The 19549-nt window shown below is 64.2% G+C and carries 20 protein-coding genes; 9 read left to right on the top strand and 11 right to left on the bottom strand.

The genetic code is table 11. The features are described from left to right. The first annotated feature begins 232 nt into the window (after positions 1–232). The 4 genes from GSQ92_RS20735 to GSQ92_RS20720 are packed head-to-tail and all read left to right on the top strand — an operon-like array spanning position 233 to position 3029. Positions 233–574, top strand: a complete 342-nt coding sequence (locus GSQ92_RS20735) for a DUF983 domain-containing protein (RefSeq protein WP_158804431.1) — start codon at positions 233–235, stop codon at positions 572–574. Next, entirely contained in the window at positions 564–1058 is a 495-nt protein-coding gene (locus GSQ92_RS20730; protein ID WP_158804432.1) for a UPF0262 family protein, read from the top strand. Before GSQ92_RS20735 ends, GSQ92_RS20730 begins: the two co-directional genes overlap by 11 nt. Positions 1059–1068: 10 nt before the next feature. Beyond that, positions 1069–2154 (top strand): S-methyl-5-thioribose-1-phosphate isomerase, encoded by a 1086-nt coding sequence (mtnA, locus tag GSQ92_RS20725; RefSeq protein ID WP_158804433.1) that lies wholly within the window; start codon positions 1069–1071, stop codon positions 2152–2154. A gap of 5 nt (positions 2155–2159) precedes the next feature. Then, positions 2160–3029 (top strand): DUF2272 domain-containing protein, encoded by an 870-nt coding sequence (locus GSQ92_RS20720; protein WP_158804839.1) that lies wholly within the window; start codon positions 2160–2162, stop codon positions 3027–3029. A 64-nt stretch (positions 3030–3093) separates the two neighbouring features. Here the strand turns inward: GSQ92_RS20720 and GSQ92_RS20715 are convergent, their stop codons facing one another. Further along, positions 3094–3639 (bottom strand): ester cyclase, encoded by a 546-nt coding sequence (locus GSQ92_RS20715; RefSeq protein WP_158804434.1) that lies wholly within the window; start codon positions 3637–3639, stop codon positions 3094–3096. Positions 3640–3809: 170 nt separating this feature from the next. Further along, entirely contained in the window at positions 3810–4220 is a 411-nt protein-coding gene (locus tag GSQ92_RS20710; RefSeq protein WP_158804435.1) for a rhodanese-like domain-containing protein, read from the bottom strand. Between the two features lie 71 nt (positions 4221–4291). Here GSQ92_RS20710 and GSQ92_RS20705 point away from each other — a divergent pair, with 71 nt between their 5' ends. From GSQ92_RS20705 to GSQ92_RS20695, 3 genes are all read left to right on the top strand, one after another. Continuing rightward, positions 4292–5305 carry a cysteine synthase A gene (locus GSQ92_RS20705; RefSeq protein ID WP_158804436.1) on the top strand — a complete coding sequence of 338 codons (1014 nt, stop codon included), beginning with the start codon at positions 4292–4294 and terminating at the stop codon, positions 5303–5305. A gap of 95 nt (positions 5306–5400) precedes the next feature. Continuing rightward, entirely contained in the window at positions 5401–6588 is a 1188-nt protein-coding gene (locus tag GSQ92_RS20700) for an AI-2E family transporter (RefSeq protein ID WP_158804437.1), read from the top strand. A gap of 46 nt (positions 6589–6634) precedes the next feature. Beyond that, the gene (locus tag GSQ92_RS20695) at positions 6635–7807 is read left to right on the top strand and encodes an NAD(P)/FAD-dependent oxidoreductase (RefSeq protein WP_158804438.1); all 1173 of its coding nucleotides are present in this window, start codon (positions 6635–6637) and stop codon (positions 7805–7807) included. A gap of 251 nt (positions 7808–8058) precedes the next feature. On the opposite strand, the gene GSQ92_RS20690 is transcribed toward GSQ92_RS20695, so the two are convergent. Continuing rightward, the gene (locus tag GSQ92_RS20690) at positions 8059–8661 is read right to left on the bottom strand and encodes a nitroreductase family protein (RefSeq protein ID WP_158804439.1); all 603 of its coding nucleotides are present in this window, start codon (positions 8659–8661) and stop codon (positions 8059–8061) included. Positions 8662–8712: 51 nt separating this feature from the next. After that, positions 8713–9537 carry an aspartyl/asparaginyl beta-hydroxylase domain-containing protein gene (locus GSQ92_RS20685; RefSeq protein ID WP_158804440.1) on the bottom strand — a complete coding sequence of 275 codons (825 nt, stop codon included), beginning with the start codon at positions 9535–9537 and terminating at the stop codon, positions 8713–8715. Positions 9538–9696: 159 nt separating this feature from the next. Between GSQ92_RS20685 and GSQ92_RS20680 the strand changes: the two genes are divergently transcribed. After that, a complete protein-coding gene (locus GSQ92_RS20680) occupies positions 9697–10557 on the top strand; it encodes a hypothetical protein (RefSeq protein WP_158804441.1) in 861 nt (286 codons plus the stop codon). Between the two features lie 46 nt (positions 10558–10603). Here the strand turns inward: GSQ92_RS20680 and GSQ92_RS20675 are convergent, their stop codons facing one another. Beyond that, positions 10604–10750 carry a hypothetical protein gene (locus GSQ92_RS20675; RefSeq protein WP_158804442.1) on the bottom strand — a complete coding sequence of 49 codons (147 nt, stop codon included), beginning with the start codon at positions 10748–10750 and terminating at the stop codon, positions 10604–10606. Between the two features lie 146 nt (positions 10751–10896). Here GSQ92_RS20675 and GSQ92_RS20670 point away from each other — a divergent pair, with 146 nt between their 5' ends. Beyond that, complete coding sequence (locus tag GSQ92_RS20670) at positions 10897–11850, top strand: hypothetical protein (RefSeq protein ID WP_158804443.1); 954 nt, start codon at positions 10897–10899, stop codon at positions 11848–11850. Positions 11851–11910: 60 nt separating this feature from the next. On the opposite strand, the gene GSQ92_RS20665 is transcribed toward GSQ92_RS20670, so the two are convergent. The 6 genes from GSQ92_RS20665 to lpxD form a co-directional block, all read right to left on the bottom strand. Then, positions 11911–15489, bottom strand: a complete 3579-nt coding sequence (locus tag GSQ92_RS20665) for a vitamin B12-dependent ribonucleotide reductase (protein ID WP_158804444.1) — start codon at positions 15487–15489, stop codon at positions 11911–11913. Between the two features lie 414 nt (positions 15490–15903). Beyond that, positions 15904–16305, bottom strand: a complete 402-nt coding sequence (gloA, locus tag GSQ92_RS20660; RefSeq protein WP_158804445.1) for a lactoylglutathione lyase — start codon at positions 16303–16305, stop codon at positions 15904–15906. Then, the gene (locus GSQ92_RS20655; RefSeq protein ID WP_158804446.1) at positions 16302–17174 is read right to left on the bottom strand and encodes an LpxI family protein; all 873 of its coding nucleotides are present in this window, start codon (positions 17172–17174) and stop codon (positions 16302–16304) included. Before GSQ92_RS20655 ends, gloA begins: the two co-directional genes overlap by 4 nt. 4 nt (positions 17175–17178) lie before the next feature. Next, positions 17179–17994, bottom strand: coding sequence for an acyl-ACP--UDP-N-acetylglucosamine O-acyltransferase (lpxA, locus tag GSQ92_RS20650; protein WP_159013883.1), 816 nt, complete (start codon positions 17992–17994; stop codon positions 17179–17181). Continuing rightward, positions 17991–18488, bottom strand: coding sequence for a 3-hydroxyacyl-ACP dehydratase FabZ (gene fabZ, locus GSQ92_RS20645; protein ID WP_158804448.1), 498 nt, complete (start codon positions 18486–18488; stop codon positions 17991–17993). Before fabZ ends, lpxA begins: the two co-directional genes overlap by 4 nt. Before the next feature lie 4 nt (positions 18489–18492). Continuing rightward, complete coding sequence (lpxD, locus tag GSQ92_RS20640) at positions 18493–19548, bottom strand: UDP-3-O-(3-hydroxymyristoyl)glucosamine N-acyltransferase (RefSeq protein ID WP_254065787.1); 1056 nt, start codon at positions 19546–19548, stop codon at positions 18493–18495. Between the last annotated feature and the right edge of the window lies 1 nt (position 19549).

The raw sequence follows: 19549 nt of genomic DNA, 5'->3' as shown, positions 1-19549 counted from the left end.
CAGCGCCGAGCCAGTAATCCACCGTCCACCTTTCGTTAAGCAGCCGATTCTTGTAGGGTGGGAGCCGGACAAAACAGGCCCAGCGCCGGACAAGCTGCCGCGTCTGACGCCTCCAAGACAAGCGATCACGATGATTGGAACCGACATGCCGAAAGGGGACGAGCCTATCCGCTGGCGCCCGGATCGAGCGCCACGGTTTCCGCCGTGGCCACTTCCAAGCATCCCCACGACCATGTTCCGCGGCGCCAAAGGCCGCTGCCCATCGTGCGGGGAAACCAAACTGTTCAGCAGCTATCTGAGGGTCGTGCCAGTCTGCGCGGTCTGCTCCGCCCCCCTCGGCACCTATCCATCTGACGACGCGCCGCCCTACATCACGATGGTGATAGTGCTTCACCTCATCATCCCGATCATCGTCGTGCTGGAGGAAACTGTGCAGCCGCCCTTCTGGCTCGACGGGATTATCTTCCTCCCGCTCGCCGCGATCCTCACCTTGCTGCTGCTGCCAGTCGTGAAAGGTGCCACCATCGGACTTCTTCTGCGTCTCCAAGTGCAGCGGGGACAGGATGGGCATTGAAGCGCAGCCGCATCTCCTTCGCGTCCTGTTGAGCGACGAAACCTTGGGAAGCCTGCCGCCGCTGATCGAAGCGGACCGCGCGCAGGCCGTCGCCGACCTCGAACTGCAGAACGTCTTCGCGCCGCGCGGCGCAGGTGCCGGCCCCTTCATCCTCGCACTCTCGGTGCGTGACGGCCGCCTGATCTTCGACATTCGCGACGCCGCGATGCAGCCCGTCACCGCCATCGGCCTGGCACTCGGACCGCTACGGCGCCTGATCAAAGACTATGTGATGCTCGTCGATAGCTACGCGGTCGCCATCCAGGAAGGCCGGGAGGCGCGCGTGCAGGCAATCGACATGGGCCGACGCGGCTTGCACAACGAGGGCGCGGCGCTGATCGCCGCACGTCTCGACGGCAAGGTCGATCTCGACCAGGATACTGCGCGTCGCCTCTTCACCCTGATCGCCGTTCTGCATCATCGCGTCGCCGGTCCAGCAGCATAAAGTCCCGCCCATGAAAATCGACGGCACGCCCTATCGCAGCATCTGGCTCGCCGAAGACGGCTGGTCCTTGCGCATCATCGACCAGACCAAGCTGCCCTGGTCCTTCGAAATTCTGACACTGGAAACGGTGGCGGAGGCGGCTCACGCCATCCGCAGCATGCAGGTGCGCGGCGCACCGCTGATCGGCGCGACCGCCGCCTATGGCCTGTGCCTGGCGCTGCGCGCGGATGCCAGCACCGATGCGATGGAGCGCGACGCAGCGACATTGGCGGCGACGCGGCCGACCGCCGTGAACCTCAAATGGGCGCTCGACCGCATGCTGACGCGGCTGCGCAATACGCGGCCGGCCGAGCGAGTCGCCACCGCCTATGCCGAAGCCGCCGCCATCGCGGAGGAGGATGTCGCGCAGAATGCCGCGATCGGGCGGCATGGACTCGAACTCATCAGAGCGCGGCAAAAGCCTGACAAGCCGGTGCAGGTGCTGACGCATTGCAATGCCGGTTGGATCGCGACGGTGGATTGGGGAACGGCGCTGGCACCCATCTACCAGGCTCACGATGCCGGCATCGGCGTGCATGTCTGGGTCGATGAAACCCGCCCGCGCAATCAGGGCGCGGCGCTGACGGCTTGGGAACTCGGCCGCCATGGCGTGCCGCATACCGTCATCGCCGACAATGCCGGTGGCCATCTGATGCAGCATGCCGAAGTCGATCTCGTGATCGTCGGCGCCGACCGGGTAACGCGGCGCGGCGACGTCGCCAATAAAATCGGCACCTATCTCAAGGCGCTTGCCGCGCATGACAATTCGGTGCCGTTCTGGGTCGCCGTTCCCTCCACCACGATCGACTGGACGATCGAGGATGGCGTGGCCTCGATCCCCATAGAGGAGCGTGCGGAAACGGAAGTCACGATGATGACGGGACCGACAGCGGATGGCACGCTCGCCACCGTGCGCGTGACGCCGCATGGCAGCGGCGCCGCCAATCCCGCTTTCGACGTGACACCGGCGCGGCTGGTTTCTGGCCTCATCACCGAGCGTGGGCTTTGCGACGCGACGACCGAAGGCCTTGCCTCACTCTTTCCCGAGCACGCATGAGCCACATGAACTGGCGTGCCGCCGTCGCGCTCGCCGCGGCGCTTGTGCTCAGCGCTTGCGCCGTCAACAAGCACCCGGCACCGGTTGCCGGACGCACGGCGCCCGCGCCACCGACCTTCTCCTCCTGTGTTCAGCAAACGGGCGATCCACAGGAACCGCCTTTTATTCGGCAGTGCTACGAACCCTTCTCGCGCGCCTCAGCCGTCGCCATCGCCATGCGCGAATGGCGAGCCTGGGGCAGTGTCGTCTATGACGCAGACCCGAGAAACGAGCTGCCGCCTGACCCGAATACCAAGGCCGAACGGCAGGACGGCTATTGGCAACGCGTTGGAGAATATTGGTGGCTCGGCCTGAACCAGAACGATCCCGCGACAGCCTGGACCGGCAAGCATGACGAAACCGGCGCGGATTTCGCGCCCGAGGGCGACAGCCAATATGCCTGGTCCGCCGCTTTCATCTCTTATGTAATGCGCATGGCCGGGGCTGGCCCGTCCTTTCCTTATGCAAGATCGCATGTCGATTACATCGACATCGCGGCGCAGGAGACCGCCGGTACGGCGCAGGGCTATTCGATCGAGGCGCAGCCGCCCGCGACTTATCCGCCCGCGCTCGGCGATCTCATCTGCTTCGGGCGCGGTCGCGCGGAGAGGCTGCGCTACACGGATCTTCCGACCGGTCACTTCCCTGGCCATTGCGGCATTGTCGTAAGCGGGCAGCCCGGCCAGATCAGCATCATCGGTGGCAATGTCGAGGATGCGGTGGCGCTCACCCATGTTCCGCTGACGGCCCAAGGAACGCTTGCGACTCCTGACGGCGTGTCCATCGACCCACGCTATCCGTGGCTGGTGGTGATCCGCGTTCTATACGCGCGGTAACGCGACGACCGTTGACCGTGTTCGGCAAAGGCCGAGCACGGCGGCTAGCCGGAGATGGTGGACGCTAGAGCGGCTTGCCCTCGCTGCTTGCCCAGGCGGCCATCAGCGCGTTGCTCGGGCGGTTTTTGTCCGCGACCTTGCGCGCCGTCTCTGCGCCCGCGACAGGCAAACCTCTGGGATCGAGCAGGCCGACCTGCACGAGAACCGAGGCCTGGTCCCAATAGATATGCTCGTGAAGCAGCTTGTCGCCCTCGAACCGGATGACGGCGATCGCTGGAATCTCGACCGCACGGCCAGTGGGTTCGACGCCCGGCAGCATCCAGTCGATGACTGTCGTATGCGTGAAGCCGATGATGAACTCATCGACGATCTGGCTGTCGCCGACGGTGCGGCTGATCGGCGTCAGACGAAGGTCCGGCGGATTGCCTTGGATGAAGTGAAATTTGTAGAAGCGCTTGAGTTCGTCGTGCCCGACGCCGCCGGTCATGGTCGGGATGTGGTTGACGTAGGGTGTGGCGACCATCGTCGCCATCGTCGCATCGACATCCCGCGTCTCGAACTCGTAGCGGCAATGCGCCTCCCAAAGCGCGACCAGATCGGGTTTCGTCATCTGCGGTTCCTCTCCCAATTCCGCGTGTCGCTGAGCGGGTCACCTGCGTATCGCTGAGCACTTCCTCGCCACAACCCATCGTCATGCTCGGCGAAGGCCGAGCATGACGGTACTGGCTAGGTCCCAGCCTGTACTAGTCCGCGCGTCGCCGACCCGCCACACCAAGCTGGCTATCGCTGCTGCCAAGGCAGCCCGTCTGCCTTCCAGCCCGCAACGGTTCCGCGATGTCCTTCGGGTCCCACCGGCCCCTCGAAACCATCGGCCACATTGTAGACCTCGGGAAAACCCGCCGCCCGTGCGGCCTGCGCGGCGGCCAGGCTGCGCGCGCCACTGCGGCATATAAAGAAAACCCGGTGTTCGGGGGTGAGGCCCGCGGCACGCAAATGCTCGACGAAGGCACCGTTGCGCTGCATCGACGGATAGACCTGCCAAGGGATCAGCACCGGCTCCTTACCAGCCTCCTCCAGGTTCGGCAGGCCGACGAAGTTCCATTCGGCATCGGTCCGCACGTCGCATAGCGCGGCTTGCGGATCGCTCTTGAGGGCATCCCAAACCTTGCCCGGCTCGATGTCTTCGATCATGTCTCTTCTCCTCGCGTCTCGGTGGCCAGTGAAGGCCCCGCGGCATCGGGATGGCAAGAGCGAGGACCGGCATGTCCACTGATCGTCTGACGCCGAGCGACGCCGCGATCGCCGACGGCCTCGTCGGTGCCATCGGCGGAACGCCGCTGATCCGCCTGCGCCGCGCATCTGAGGCCACCGGCTGCACCATTCTCGGCAAGGCGGAGTTCATGAACCCTGGCGGTTCCGTGAAGGATCGCGCCGCCCTCGCCATCATCCTCAACGCCGAACAGCGCGGCCAATTGCGCACCGGCGGCACGATCGTCGAAGGTACCGCCGGGAATACCGGCATCGGCATCACGCTCGTCGCCAATGCGCGCGGCTACAAATCCGTCATCGTGATGCCGGAGACCCAGAGTCAGGAGAAGATCGACTTTCTCCGGATGATTGGCGCCGATCTGCGTCTGGTGCCCGCCAAGCCTTTCAAGGACCCGGGCAACTACGTCCATGTCGCGCGTCGCCTGGCGGACGAGCTCGATGCCGTCTACGCTGACCAATTCGACAATCTCGCCAATCGCCGTGGCCATGCGATGACGACCGGCGTCGAGATCTGGGCGCAAACCAACGGCCGCATCGACGCCTTCACCTGCGCCTGCGGTACTGGCGGCACGCTCGCCGGGGTGTCCGATGCGCTCAAGCTGCGCAGTTCGCGCGTGAAGATTGTCTTGGCTGACCCCACAGGCAGCGGCCTCTATGGCTGGGTGAAATCGAACGACCTCTCGGTCGAGGGCAGTTCCATCACCGAGGGCATCGGCCAGTCCCGCGTGCCCGGTAACCTTCGCGACGCCCAGATCGACGATGCTCTACGCGTCACCGATGAGGAGGCGCTGGAGCAAGTGTACGACCTTCTACAGTGTGAGGGGCTCTCGGTCGGCGGCTCGGCCGGCATCAATGTCGCCGCCGCCATCCGCCTCGGACGTCAGATGGGGCCTGACCATGTCATCGTCACCATTCTCTGTGACGGCGGGGCGCGCTATCAGTCCAGGCTCTTCAATCCTGACTTCCTGCGCGGCCGGGGACTGACGCCGCCGTCCTGGATGAGTTGAGATCGGGTGCGGTACGCGAGCAATTGTCTTCCACATCCGACCCGCCCACTTGCTATTATTGACCCGTTATCTTCCTCCGACTGATGGAACCTAGTTTGTCCGCATCACCGGCCTTCGGCCTGACGAAGGAGCCCGGCACCGCCGGCTCGGCCACCGACGAAGAGCACGGGCGCGGTGGCCTGGGCGAAGCGCTCGGGCTCACGGTCGGCGAGTCCGACGATACGGAACTGCGGCGGCATGACATGCCGCTACCGCGCTCGACCCAATCCGTCTGCCTCGGCATCCTGACGACCATCGCGATCCTGGCGTGTCTCTATGTCGCCCGGGACATCGTGCTGCCGGTGGTCCTCGCGATCGTGCTCAAGCTGCTGTTCCAGCCATTGGTAAAGCTGCTGGAACGGGTGCATGTGCCGAAGGCGGTCGGCGCGCTGTTCTCGATTGCACTGCTCCTTGGCGTCTTCGTCGGCCTTGGGATGCTGCTGTCGAGCCCGGCTTCCCGCTGGGCCGGGCAGTTGCCTCAGGCCTGGCCGATGCTGCAGAAGCGCTTCGCCATGCTGAAAACGCCGGTGGATCATATTCAGCGCACGCTCGAGAATATGGGTGTCCATTTCACCGGGCCGGGATCGGATTCCTTCTTCGCTCATCCCGTCGGCATGGTGACGGCGGTCTTCAGCGGCACCGGCACTGTCGCCTCCCATCTCTTGGAGACGCTGCTCGTCCTCTTCTATCTCTTGGTCTTCGGCGAAACCTTCCTGCGCCGCCTGGTGGAGGTACTGCCCCGCTTCGACGACAAGCGCGAGGCGGTGGAAATCTCCATGCATATGGAGAAGGACCTCTCGGCCTATCTCCTGACCATCACGATCATCAACGCCGTGGTTGGTTGCGCGACCGGCGCGGTGATGTGGATCTGCGGCGTGCCGGGCGCGATTCTTTGGGGCGTCGTTGCCTTCTGCCTCAACTTCGTACCGATCCTCGGGCCGTTCTGCGGCATCCTGGTTTTCCTGGCGGTCGGCATTGTGACCTGGGGATTCGAGTGGTTCTCGATCCTGCCGGCGGGCCTGTATTTCGGGATCCATGTCGCGGAAGGCGAGATCATCACGCCGATGCTGCTGGCGAGTCGCTTCACCATAAATCCGGTCGCGGTGATGCTGTCCTTGATCTTCTGGTATTGGATGTGGGGTGTCGCGGGCGCCATTCTGGCGGTGCCGATGCTCGCCATAATGAAGATCGTTTGTGATCGCCTGCGCCCCTTCCGCGCCTTCGGCCATCTGCTGGAAGGCTAGCCGCCCGCGATGCGGCGGCATGGCATGAAGGTTTGCCGCGCTTAGCATGGAGCAGTTCGACGCCATCGTGCTCGGGGCCGGCGCGGCCGGCCTGATGGCGGCGATGACCGCGGGGCAGCGCGGCCGGCGCGTGCTTCTGCTCGACCATGGCGCCGAAGCGGGTGCCAAGATCATCATATCCGGCGGCGGTCGCTGCAACTTCACCAATCGCGAGACGCCGCCGACGCGCTTCCTCTCGGCCAATCCGCATTTCGCCAAATCGGCGCTCAGCCGCTACCCGCCTGCCGCCTTTATCGCGCTGATCGACCGCCACGGGATTGCCTGGCACGAGAAGACGCTGGGCCAGCTGTTCTGCGACGGCTCAGCGCGGCAGGTGGTCGCCCTGCTGCTCGCCGAATGCGCGGCGGCGGGCGTCGTGCTGCGGCTGGGTCAGCGCGTTAGCGATCTCGGCCATGACGGCCAGGCATTTCGCGTCGAGACCCCAAGCGGTGGCGTGACGGCGGCTGCCCTGGTGGTGGCGACTGGTGGCCTCTCGATCCCGAAAATGGGCGCGACCGGCTTCGCTTATGACATCGCGCGAAAATTCGGCTTACCTATCGTCACACCCGAACCGGCGCTCGTGCCGCTGACCTTCGCGGAGCCAGAGCTTGGCCTGATGCGCGGCTTGAGTGGCGTCTCCTGCGAAGCGATCGCCCGCGTCGGCAAAACCGCCTTTAGGGAGGCGCTGCTCTTCACCCATCGCGGCCTCTCCGGCCCCGCCATCCTGCAAGCCTCGAGCTACCTCGGCCCGAACGGCAACCTGTCGCTCGACCTCACGCCGGAGCGGGATGCGCGGGCCTGGCTGTTCTCGCTGAAGCGCGAGCGGCCACGGATCGAGCTGCGCACGGCCTTGGCGGAGGCCCTGCCCCAACGCCTCGCCGCGGCCCTGGCGGAGGGCGCGACACGGCCGATGGCGGAACTCACCGACAAGACGTTGTCGGCGGTGGCAGAGCGACTGAAGAACTGGCGCCTGGTCCCCTCGGGTTCCGAGGGCTTCGCCAAAGCCGAGGTCACGCGCGGGGGTGTCGATACCAGCGCGCTCTCATCCCAGACGATGGCGGCGCGCAATGTGCCGGGCCTCTACTTCATTGGTGAAGCGGTGGACGTGACCGGCTGGCTGGGCGGCTACAATTTCCAATGGGCCTGGGCGAGCGGATGGGTGGCCGGCCACGCAATCTAGATTTGGCTCACCAGGTCTGGGCTAACACCTAGTGATGGCAGACGAATTATATGAGCGGGACATTCTGATTTGGTCGGAGCAGCAATCCGACCTGCTATGGCTATGCCGTGGCCCAAGCCCGCGCCGGACACCCCTCCTCACCAGACCTCGCTCCGCGATGCCCCTTCTCCCTCGACGATCTCCTTTCGCTGAATGTCGAGCCTTCGGCGCCGGCGGCCCGGTTGCATGAGCCGGGCCAGCCCTAAACGCCCTCAGCCCTTCTTGAACCCACCCTCGAAAACGCTCTCGCTGATCGGCTTGCGGGGGCTCGGCGCCTCACGGGCCTGAAGTTGCTCCGGCAGAACCGACTTGTCGCACTGGCGGCCGATCGCGACGGCGGCTTCCACGCGATGGCCCTCAGGCACGTCGAGCTCGGCGAAGGCGCGCGGGATGTCGAAGCCGACCATGCCGTGCGTGTGCCAGCCGATCCGCTGCGCCTCCAGCGCCATATAGGCCCAGGCCGCGCCCGTATCGAAGGAATGGCTATGCGAAGGCACCGGCTTCTCGCTGCTCGGGGTCGTCATGAGGGAATTGGAGACGACAATCACCAGCGCCCCCGCTTCCTTGGCCCAAGACTGGTTGAAGGGGATCAGCAGCCCAAGCAGCTTCTCCCAATGCGGCGTGCCGCGCCGGGCATAAACGAAGCGCCACGGTTGGGAGTTGTAGGAGGACGGCGCCCAGCGCGCGGCCTCGAAGATAGTCATCAGATCGGCTTCGGAGATCACCTCCCCGGTGAAGGCGCGGGGCGACCAGCGCTCTAGGAATTGGGCGCTGATCGGATGGTCGGCCGTGCGGCCGTTGGCGGTCGTTGTCATTCTTTCTCTCCTGGGTCTCGGCGGAGTAATAGGTTGGGTGGCGAACGCCTACTATCGAGGCTGGGCGTTCCGCAGAGCCTCCGCCTCGGCGTAGAATTTCTTCTCCCACGCCGTATGGTTCTCCGCCCCTTCCCGAATGAAGGGCGTGAAGATCGCGACACTGAGCAATAGCTTGTGGAACAGCACGGCCGGGAACCGCAGCGGCTTGTCGAAATCGACAAACAGCACCACGCGCGTCTCGTCGGAATGATTCCAGGCCTCATGCTCGAAGGCATCGTCGAAGATCAGCGCGCGGCCCTCCTGCCAATGGCAGATCTGCTTGTCGACGCGGATCGCGATCTTGTCGGGATAGGGCGGCACCTTGAGGCCGAGATGCAGGCGCAGGACGCCGTTATAGGGGCCGCGATGGGCCGGCAGATGCTTGCCCGGCTCGAAGATCGAGAACATCGCCGTCCGCAGACCAGGTATTTTCTGGACGATGCGCCAGGTTTCCGGACAAAGCGCGGTGTTATTCGCGGAGGTATGGCCATAGCCGGTGAGGAAGAACGTCTTCCAGCCGGCATCGGTGCTGATCGTCGCGACATCGGTCGAGATGTCATGAAAGCTCGGCAGGTCCTGCTTGCGGACCAGGACATGATCGAGTTCGGTGCGGATCAGGGCCCATTCCCGCTCGATCTCATGCGCCCAGGCGAAAGTCGCGAGGTCATAGACCGGCGGATTGCCGACCTTGGAGCAGCGGAGGTTCATCCGCTCCACCCAGGCGACCACGCTCATGACGGCACGCGTGGTCAGGCTGGGACGCCCCATGGGCTTGATGCCCTCGGTCCCGAAGGCCTGCTTGGCATCGCCCGACGGATTGGTGTTCACCCCGTCCATGGTCGTCTCCACTGAGTGGCGCAAAGCGAAGCTATGGCGCAGCTACCTCGCGGTGGGAAGTAGCGCGGCGCTAGGGGCAGAGGGTTGATCCGCTTCGCGTCGATGTCGTAACATTACAATCAGCGAACGACACGAAGTGATGGCGGGAGACTGAGAGCGATGGACGGGCTCACTTTGGCTGCCGAAGCCATCCGGCCAAGGGTCGCCGCGATCGGAACCTGCCGGATATTCTCGCCGCTTAGCTACCTGGAGCGAGACAACCAAATCGACCCGGTCCGAGACCCGGTCAGGTGGTACACCCACAGCATCCCCGAAGCGATCCAGAAGATCAGGATCCTCAAGGGCGAAGTGGCGATCACGCCCAGCCTTGTCCCGCTCGTGGCCTATGAGGCCGATCACTTCGAGACTGACCTCTTCCGGCCGGATTACTATGAGGCGTCCGAGGTTTTCGTGGTCGAGGTCTCCTCGATTAACACCGTGCAGTGGCGAAATTTGGAGCTGCAGCGATGGTGTTTAAAGGCTGCCTTCGAAGCTGGGGGGGTCGATTACAGCAGACTATTACGGCTGTTGAAGGCACCGCCTGAAAGCCGTGAACTCTCGGACATTCCCGAGGCGTTGCGGTCTCTCGCCACCGAAGCGAGGCAAGTGACGCAGACGCCGGACGCCATGATGACCGGGCTGTACCAGCTCCGGGAGATGCTCCGGCGCCCACTCGTTCTCGTCCCCACACTCAACGTGGACGGCTCGGACGGGAAGCCGATCCGTGAACGGGCACAAATCAACGACGTGCTGCGGCGTTTCTCCGAAGCGGCCGGCGAGACATTCTTCGATCCCCTGCCGATCGCTCGCGGCTACGGCATCACCGAGGCGCTTACCGACGGCAGCAGCCACTACGCGAGACCGTTCATGGAGGTGCTCAAGGACCGGCTGCATCGCGCTATCATGGAGCGGCTTACGGCTGGGATGTCACGAGGCGGCACAGGCTCAGCTTCTCGTCGCGACGCGGCTCTTTTGGTGTGACTCCGCCGCGAGGGCGATAGCTGGTAAGGTCGCGGCTGCGAAACCGCTAGCGGCGCAAGATCACCCGTTTCATCCGGGCTACCAGGCCGTGACGGCGGGTGATCAGGCTGGGGCATCCCAGGGGCTTGATGCCCCCGGTCTTGAGGCTCTGCGTTCCCTCGGGCAAGGCGGGCGTGATGTAAAGCGCGTCCATGATCACCTCCACTTAACGGGATCATAGCTCGGCCAGACCGCGCCGCGAGATAGCGGCCAGCCTCCAATCCTAAGTGCGCCGCGGATTTAGAGAAAAGAAATATCCACGTGTTAGCACAACTAACACTAACATCTGGAAACCTTGAAATGTCCTCGACAGTCAATAAAGGCAGTCCCTATAGTGGATTTCAGCCGCCGGGTGGCCACGTCGACACACCGGCTGTGTTTAACATGTCGCTCACTAACAAGAAGCAGCCATCCCCGCCCGACTTCGACGCCGCTGTCCACAATTGGTATGACGTTAACAAGAAGGCCGTCGAGGCACATGTAATGGGTTATCCGGGCAATAAATGGAACTATCTCTACCCTCTCGATCTCAGCAAAATGCCGGGAAAGCCTTACGGCGACACCTACATCTCTTGGGCTAACTCCGACTGGGCATTGCTGGCAAAAGAGAAGAAACATGGACCCCATGCATATGATCAGGGGTTCGCGGTCGCGCCAGAGGGTGGGGGAAGTTATAGTGCCCGTTTAAATGGTGTTCCGGTGAACTCGGACTCGGAGTACGCGGCAGCGCTTTATAAATTCATGACAGAAAGCCCAGCAGCCTACCTGCCGCTGGCGACGTCGCTAACTAGTTCGCTCACTTTTGATGCGCCGCAGGTGCAACAGCCGGTACCAATACCGCCGCCCCCTGCCCCCGTTACACTCAGACCGACCATTACGCCCAGACCAGTCCAAGCTGTGCCCATACCTTCAACGCCGCTCCAAACATTTAATTCTAATGTCGCTTATATCCACGGGCAGGGTGCGAACTTCTTTAGCCTTCCCGACGTAGTAGCCCCAGTTAATCTCCCTCAATCTAATCTCCCTAAAATGATAGCCGAACAGCAGCAGTATTTTGCGCAAACGAGATCGGGCTACGTCGTACAGGATTACGACCAATGGCAGCATGGGAAGAACGGTCTCTACCTGCCGTATGAAGGCGAGCCTCTTTACAATAGCAGTACTGTGCACGACCAGGTTGCCGCCAGACAGCAGATTCCTTTTGCGCTCGCGCAGGCCGCATCGGATTACATGAGAAGATACATCAAACAATAGAACCACCGAAGGCGACTATCCTGCCGAATAGTCAGCAGAGATAGTCGCCTTGCTTGTGGCTCAAGAACACCCGCTCGTCGCCCCGCACGTCACGCATTTCAAGCACGTCCCATTCCGCACCATCGTGAAGTTGCCGCAATCCGGGCAGCTGTCGCCCTCATAGCCCTTCACCTTCGCCTCCCGCACCCGGCTCATCCGGTCATCCGCCGCGGCCACTGGCGCCGAAACCGTCGTCGCCTGCAACGGCCCGCGCACAAAACCACGGCTCACGTCACGCTGGATATCCGCCAGCCGGGAGCGCGCCTCCTCCGCCAAAGGTCCAGGTCCGCGCGGCAGATTGCCCTCGCCGATCCCCGTGCCCATCGCATCCGGCAGCAGATCCGACGCATCGACATGCGCGAGATCGTTGCGCGCCAGATAGGACACCGCCAGCTCGCGGAAAATGTAATCGATGATCGAGGTCGCCATGCGGATGGCGTCGTTGCCCTGCACCATCCCCGCCGGCTCGAAACGCGTGAAGGTGAAAGCCTCGACGAATTCTTCCAGCGGCACGCCGTATTGCAGCCCGATCGAAATGGCGATCGCGAAGTTGTTCATCAGCGAGCGGAAGGCGGAACCTTCCTTGTGCATATCGATGAACACCTCGGCGAGGCTGCCATCCTCGTATTCGCCGGTCCGCAGATAGACCTTGTGGCCGCCGACGCTCGCCTTCTGCGTATAGCCCTTGCGGCGGCCCGCAAGCTTGCGGCGCTCGGCGCGATGGATGACGCGCTCGACGATACGCTCCGCCATCGCGACCGCCTGAGCCGCCGGCGCCATCGCGATCAGCTCCTCCGCGTCATCATCCTCATCGTCGATGAGCTGCGAAGACAGCGGCTGGCTGAGCTTGGAGCCATCGCGATACAGCGCATTGGCCTTCAACCCGAGGCGCCAGGACAGCAGATACGCCATCGAACAATCCTCGACCGAGGCCGAGTTCGGCATATTGATGGTCTTCGAGATCGCGCCGGTAATGAAGGGCTGCGATGCCGCCATCATGCGGATATGGCTGTCGGCCGAGAGAAACCGCACACCGATACGGCCGCAGGGATTGGCGCAGTCGAATACCGGCAGATGCGCGGGGTCGAGTTCCGGCGCGCCCTCCAGCGTCATCGCGCCGCAGATATAGGTATTCGCCGCCTCGATCTGCGCGCGGGTGAAGCCCAGCGCCGTCAGCAGATCGAATTTCGGCGTCGCGATAGCCTCCGCCGTCATGCCGAGGGCGTTGATGAGGAATTCCTCGCCCAGCGTCCATTTGTTGAAGACGAACTTGATGTCGAAGGCCGCGACCAGCGAGGACTCGACCTTGGCGAGATCCGCCGCGCCGAAGCCCTTGGCGGTCAGGCTTTGTTGGTTGATGGCCGGCGCGCCAAGCAGCGTGCCATGGCCGACGGCATAGCGGATGATGCGATCGACCGCCGCCGGCGTATAGCCGAGCGTCGCGAGGCCGGTCGGCACGATGCGGTTGATGATCTTGAAGTAACCGCCGCCCGCCAGTTTCTTGAACTTCACCAGCGCGAAATCAGGCTCGATGCCGGTGGTGTCGCAATCCATCACCAACCCGATGGTGCCGGTCGGCGCCACGACACTGACCTGCGCATTACGATAGCCATGCGCCTCGCCCATCTTGAGCGCTTCGTCCCAAACATCGGCCACGGCATTGGCAAGACCGGCATCGGGGCATTGCGCGCGCAGGAAAGGCACCGGTGCCACCGTCAGCCCCTCGTAAGCCTCCACGCCGCCGCGCGCCGCGCGCCGGTGGTTGCGGATGACGCGCAGCATCGGCTCGCGATTGGCGGGGAACTCGGCGAATGGCCCGAGCTGGGCTGCCATCTCGGCGGAGGTGCGATAGGCGACGCCGGTCATCACCGCGCTGATGCCGCCCGCGATGGCGCGACCGCCATCGCTGTCATAGGGCAGCCCCGCCGCCATCAGCAGACCGCCGAGATTGGCGTAGCCGAGGCCGAGGGTGCGGTAATCGTAGGACAGCCGCGCGATCTCCTTCGACGGAAACTGCGCCATCAGCACCGCGATCTCCAAAACCACGGTCCAGAGGCGGACGCCATGGGTGAAGGTCGCGGTGTCGAAATGGCCGTCGTCGCGCCGGAAGGCCAGCAGGTTCAGCGACGCAAGATTACAGGCGGTGTCATCGAGGAACATGTATTCCGAGCAGGGGTTGGACGCATTGATGCGTCCGCCCGCCGGGCAGGTGTGCCACTCATTGATGGTGGTGTCGTATTGCACGCCGGGATCGGCAGAGGCCCAGGCGGCTGAGCTGATCTTGTCCCACAGTGCGCGCGCCCGCATCGTCTTGTGGATCTTGCCGTCGGTGCGGCGGATGAGGTTCCAGTCCTTGTCGTCCAGCACGCGCTGCACGAAGTCATTGGTCAGCCGCACGGAGTTGTTGGAGTTCTGGCCGGCGACGGTGAGATAGGCGTCGCTATCCCAATCGGTGTCGTACGTGCGGAAGTCGAAACTCTCCTGCCCCTGGCGCGCTGCGTCGATGGCGCGGCGGATATAGTTCTCGGGGATCGCGCAATCCTTGGCCTTGCGCACGGCGGCCTTCAGCGCCGGGTTCTTCAGCACGTCATAGGCCGCGTCGCCCAGATCCGGCGCCGCCGCGCGGGCGGCGAGGATGACGCCATCGAGCTGGCGCTTCGTCATCTTGGAGCCCGCAACGAGCGCCGCGACCTTCTGCTCCTCGACGACCTTCCAATCGACATAAGCCTCGATATCCGGATGATCGACATCGACCGACACCATCTTGGCGGCGCGGCGCGTCGTGCCGCCCGACTTGATGGCGCCCGCCGCGCGGTCGCCGATCTTGAGGAAGCTCATGAGGCCGGAAGAACGGCCGCCACCCGACAGCTTCTCGCCATCGCCGCGCAGCTTGGAGAAGTTGGAGCCGGTGCCGGAGCCATATTTGAACAGCCGGGCCTCGCGGACCCAGAGATCCATGATGCCGCCCTCATTCACCAGATCATCCGAGACGGATTGGATGAAGCAGGCATGCGGCTGCGGGTGCTCATAGGCGCTGGTCGACTCGATCACCTTGCCGGTCGCGGAATCGACGTAGAAATGGCCCTGCGCTGGACCGTCGATGCCATAGGCCCAATGCAGGCCGGTATTGAACCATTGCGGCGAATTGGGCGCGGCCATCTGGCGGGCCAGCATGAAGACAAGCTCGTCGCGGAAGGCTCGGGCATCGCCCTCGCTGTCGAAATAGCCGGCCTTCCAGCCCCAATAGGTCCAGGTCCCGGCCATGCGGTCGAAGACCTGCTTCGCCGAGGATTCGCCGACGAGCCGCTCGGTTTCCGGCAGTCCGGCGAGGGCCTCCTCATCGCGCACATGGCGGCGCAGCCAACCGGGCACGCCGGGTTCCTCGACGGGCTTGAGCCGCGCCGGGATGCCGGCCTTGCGGAAGTATTTTTGCGCCAGGACGTCGCAGGCGACCTGGGACCAGGCGCCCGGAACCTCGATATCAGCGGCGCGGAAGATCACCGAGCCATCGGGATTTCTGATCTCGCTGGTTGTCGTAGTGAACGCGATCTCGCCGTAGCGGCCCTCTTCCTCGGTCGTGAGTTCGCGGTCGAAACGCATGGGCCATGTCCTTTATCGAGCGGTTGGCGGGGCGTCTCACGGACTCGCGAGCGACGCGGCGATACCATATCTTGTGGCCCCGAAGGCCAATTGGCAACTAGTTATAGTGCATGGCGATATGCGGAGGCAGCACGCGATTATCGCGACCGCTTCCCGGAATTTCCACTGGAAACCGCGCCTGAGGTGTTTTGTGAAGACTGTGTGGCACCAGCGCCACCCGTTTTACGCGAGTGTGCATGGTGGCTCAGCGCGCGAAACAATCAATCACGTCATCCTCGGCGAAGGCCGAGGATCCACGCGTTCGCCGGGCGTCGCTAAGGAAGAAGGCGTGGATGGCACGCCTTCGCGTGCCATGACGGGAATGCGAGACTCGCTGTCCGCTGGGCTAGCACCGGGCGGATGAGCCCACGCGTGTTAGCTACGCTCGATCAGCTCGATCTTGTAGCCGTCCGGGTCCTCGATGAAGGCGATCACGGTGGTGCCGAACTTCACCGGCCCTGGCTCGCGGCTGATCTTGGCACCGGCCTTCCGCAGCTTTTCGCAGGTCGCCTTGATGTCCGATACGCCCAGCGCGAGATGGCCGAAGGCCGTGCCCATGTCATAGGTCTCGGTGCCGTAGTTATAGGTCAGTTCCAGCACCGTATGGTCACGCTCATTCCCGTAACCAAGGAACACCAAGGTGTATTTCCCGTCGGGCACGTCCGCCCGCCTAAGCTCCTTCATGCCGAGGTTCTCGGTATAAAACTTGATGCTGCGGTCGAGGTTGCCGACCCGCATCATGGTGTGGAGATAGCTGAATTCCTGCGTCGCGCTCATGGGGCATGTTCCTTCTGGCTGCCGGCTGCCGCGCCGGTCTCGTGAGTGTCGAGGCCGAGCAGGAAGAGCCCAGCCGCATTCGCGGCGGCGATGGTGCCGGCGCGGTCCATGAGGATGGTGCCACCGCCCTCGAAAGCCAAGCCTCGAAGTCCGGCTTCTGCCGCGCGCCGCACGGTCTCAATGCCGATGGTCGGCAAATCCGCCCGGCGTTCCTGCCCCGGCTTGACCAGCTTCACCAGCACGCCGCCCGGTCCCGGACGCGCCAACGGACCGCAGCGGGAAAGCATCGCGTCGGTGCCCTCGGCCGCTTCGACCGCGAGCACGAAACCATCCTGCACGACGCAGCCTTGGCCGATATCCGCCGCACCCATGGCCCGCGCTACCGCGACGCCCCGCGCCACATCGGCCAGCGCCGCGTCATCGGGCGCGATTTCGGTCAGCAGCCCGGTATGGCCAATCAGATCATCCAGCACATCGTGCGCGCCGAGGATGCGGAAACCCTCCTCCCCCAGCACGCGGATCACCGCCTTCAACAACCCGTCATCGCCCGCGAAAGCCGCCCTGCCGACGCGGGCGAGCAACCGCATCCCATCGGCTTCCGGGCGGATCTCAAAAAACGACGGCCGCCGCACAGGCCCCGCCATGACGAGGTCGGTGCAACCCTCGGCCTTCAGGCGCCGCAGCATCCGCGCCGCCGCGCCGACTCGCAGGATGACATGAGGAAAGGGCGCGAGCGCCTTAGGATCGGCATGCCCCTCGAGGCCCACGATGAAAACCTGGCGCCCCGCGGACTGGGCCGCTGTCGCGATACGGAGCGGCAAGGTGCCGCCGCCCGCGATAATTCCGAGCGTGCTGGAGGCTGCGGCCACCCGCTCAGGCCGCGTCGTCAGCCTCGACCAAGCGGGGTTCGCGCCGGATCAGGCCGCGCTTGCTCGGTTGCTCGATGAAGGTGAGGATTTCGGCGACAATCGGGTCGTCGCCATAGCGCATGCGCGTCTCGCCGACGCGGGCCGCGAAAACGCCCTCGTGCTGGAATAACAGGCGGAAGGCCGCGCGCAGCCGGCGAATGGCCGCGGAATCGAGCCCTCGTCGTCGCAGCCCAACGATGTTGAGACCAGCGAGCCGCGCCCGGTTGCCCATCACCATGCCGAAGGGAATGACATCGGCCTCGACACCCGAAACGCCGCCGACCATGGCACCCCGGCCGATCCGCACGAACTGGTGCAACGCCGCGCTGCCGCCGATCACGGCCCCATCCTCGATCGTCACATGCCCGCCCATCACCACGTTATTCGCGATGATGACGCCGTCCCCCAAAACGCAGTCATGGGCGATATGGACCACCGCCATCAGCAGGCATTCGGCGCCGACCCGGGTGATGCCGCTGCCCGTCGCGGTGCCACGATGGACGGTACAATGCTCGCGGATGCGGGTGCGCGCCCCGATCTCGCAACGCGTCGGCTCGCCGCGATACTTGAGGTCCTGCGGCGGCAGTCCGACCGAGGCGAAGGGATAGAGGGTCACGCCCTCAGCAAGCCGCGTATGGCCATCGACCACGGCATGGGAGACCAGGCAAACGCCATCCCCCAGCACCACATCGGGGCCGACATGGCACCACGGCCCGATCTCGACATTCTGGCCGAGGACGGCGCCGTCGGCGACGATGGCCGACGGGTGGATTGAGTTCACGTTCCCTGCTTATCCATGATCATGGCAGCGTAGGTCGCCTCCGCGACGGAAATCCCGTCGACCCGCGCCACGGCATGGAATTTCCACACATTGCCGCGATTGCGCAGCTTGACGACATGCACATGCACCTGATCGCCAGGCACGACCGGGCGGCGAAATTTCGCGCCCTCGATGGACATGAAATAGACGACTTTCCCGCGTGCCTCCGGCCCCAAGGTTTCAACCACCAGCACGGCCGCGGTCTGCGCCATGGCCTCGATGATGAGCACTCCCGGCATTACCGGATGGCTGGGGAAATGGCCCTGGAAAAACGACTCGTTGATCGTTACGTTCTTGATCCCGATCGCCGAGGTGTTCTTGTGCATCTGCACCACTCGGTCGATCAGCAGGAAGGGATACCGATGGGGAATCGCGCCCATGATGCCCGCGATATCCACGGTTTCACCGACCTCACCGCTCGTCACGGGCGAGCCGTGGTCAATCTGTGCATCCATCGGCTCAGTCCGCACCCGTTCCGCTTCCGGCCGCACCGCTCCGCTTCACGAGCCGGCGGATGAACGCGACCTGACGAAAAAAATCCTTTATCGGCTCGGCGGGCGTGCCCACGACCTCAGCACCGGCTTCCAGGTCGGCCATCACACCGGCCTGAGCCCCGATCCGGGCCCCGCGACCGATCTTCAGATGTCCCGCCATGCCGACCTGCCCGCCGACCACAACATGATCGCCGAGCGTGGTAGACCCTGAAATGCCGACTTGAGCCACAATGATACAGCCGCGTCCGACGCGGACGTTGTGCCCGATCTGCACTAAATTGTCGAGGCGAGTGCCTGCCCCAATCACGGTGTCTTGCGCCGATCCCCGGTCGATCGTGGAATTGGCCCCGACCTCGACGTCATCCTCGATGATGACCCGGCCGAGCTGCGGGACGGTCTTGAACCCGCTGGCCGCGGCGTCGAAGCCAAAGCCTTCCTGGCCGAGCCGTGCCCCGGGATAGATATAGACTCTTGCGCCGATCAGGCTGTAGCTGATCGAGGCACCGGCGCCGATGCGGCACTCCGCGCCGAGCACCACCCCCTCCCCGATCGCCACGAGCGGCCCAATACGGCAGCCACGCCCAATTTCCGCCCGCGCCCCGATCACCGCCAGCGGTCCGATCTCCGACCCTTCGCCAATGATCGCCGTGGGATCGATGACCGCCGTGGGGTGGATGCCGGGCGTTGCCACTGGAGCTGGATGGAACAGCGTCGCGACCTCTGCCCAGGCGCGGACAGGATTGGCGGTCGGGAGCGCGACCGTGCCGGCCGGCACCCGAGCCACCATCGCTGGCTCTAGCAGGACCGCACCCGCTCGCGTTGCCGCCAAGGCATGCTCGTATCGCTGGCTATTCAGGAAGCTGACATGCCGCGGACCCGCAAGCTGTAGGGGCGCTACACCGACGAAGGACTTGCCCTCCAGTGCCGTCAGCTCAATGCCCGCTGCTTGCGCGACTTCCGCCAGCGAAAAGGGGCCGCATCTCGCGAAGAAGCGCGGATCCCCCGTGATCGACTCGATCAAC

Origin of the sequence: Acidisoma sp. S159 (genome assembly GCF_009766125.1) — a bacterium.
Lineage (GTDB): Bacteria > Pseudomonadota > Alphaproteobacteria > Acetobacterales > Acetobacteraceae > Acidisoma.
This window is presented reverse-complemented; position numbering and strand designations above follow the sequence as displayed.

What these genes read in the sequence shown, in the direction of transcription:
- GSQ92_RS20735 (WP_158804431.1), top strand. Translation starts at nt 233, where the DNA reads ATGTTCCGCGGCGCCAAAGGCCGCTGCCCATCGTGCGGGGAAACCAAA.
- GSQ92_RS20730 (WP_158804432.1), top strand. Translation starts at nt 564, where the DNA reads ATGGGCATTGAAGCGCAGCCGCATCTCCTTCGCGTCCTGTTGAGCGAC.
- mtnA (WP_158804433.1), top strand. Translation starts at nt 1,069, where the DNA reads ATGAAAATCGACGGCACGCCCTATCGCAGCATCTGGCTCGCCGAAGAC.
- GSQ92_RS20720 (WP_158804839.1), top strand. Translation starts at nt 2,160, where the DNA reads ATGAACTGGCGTGCCGCCGTCGCGCTCGCCGCGGCGCTTGTGCTCAGC.
- GSQ92_RS20715 (WP_158804434.1), bottom strand. Translation starts at nt 3,639, where the DNA reads ATGACGAAACCCGATCTGGTCGCGCTTTGGGAGGCGCATTGCCGCTAC.
- GSQ92_RS20710 (WP_158804435.1), bottom strand. Translation starts at nt 4,220, where the DNA reads ATGATCGAAGACATCGAGCCGGGCAAGGTTTGGGATGCCCTCAAGAGC.
- GSQ92_RS20705 (WP_158804436.1), top strand. Translation starts at nt 4,292, where the DNA reads ATGTCCACTGATCGTCTGACGCCGAGCGACGCCGCGATCGCCGACGGC.
- GSQ92_RS20695 (WP_158804438.1), top strand. Translation starts at nt 6,635, where the DNA reads ATGGAGCAGTTCGACGCCATCGTGCTCGGGGCCGGCGCGGCCGGCCTG.
- GSQ92_RS20690 (WP_158804439.1), bottom strand. Translation starts at nt 8,661, where the DNA reads ATGACAACGACCGCCAACGGCCGCACGGCCGACCATCCGATCAGCGCC.
- GSQ92_RS20685 (WP_158804440.1), bottom strand. Translation starts at nt 9,537, where the DNA reads ATGGACGGGGTGAACACCAATCCGTCGGGCGATGCCAAGCAGGCCTTC.
- GSQ92_RS20680 (WP_158804441.1), top strand. Translation starts at nt 9,697, where the DNA reads ATGGACGGGCTCACTTTGGCTGCCGAAGCCATCCGGCCAAGGGTCGCC.
- GSQ92_RS20675 (WP_158804442.1), bottom strand. Translation starts at nt 10,750, where the DNA reads ATGGACGCGCTTTACATCACGCCCGCCTTGCCCGAGGGAACGCAGAGC.
- GSQ92_RS20670 (WP_158804443.1), top strand. Translation starts at nt 10,897, where the DNA reads ATGTCCTCGACAGTCAATAAAGGCAGTCCCTATAGTGGATTTCAGCCG.
- GSQ92_RS20665 (WP_158804444.1), bottom strand. Translation starts at nt 15,489, where the DNA reads ATGCGTTTCGACCGCGAACTCACGACCGAGGAAGAGGGCCGCTACGGC.
- gloA (WP_158804445.1), bottom strand. Translation starts at nt 16,305, where the DNA reads ATGAGCGCGACGCAGGAATTCAGCTATCTCCACACCATGATGCGGGTC.
- fabZ (WP_158804448.1), bottom strand. Translation starts at nt 18,488, where the DNA reads ATGGATGCACAGATTGACCACGGCTCGCCCGTGACGAGCGGTGAGGTC.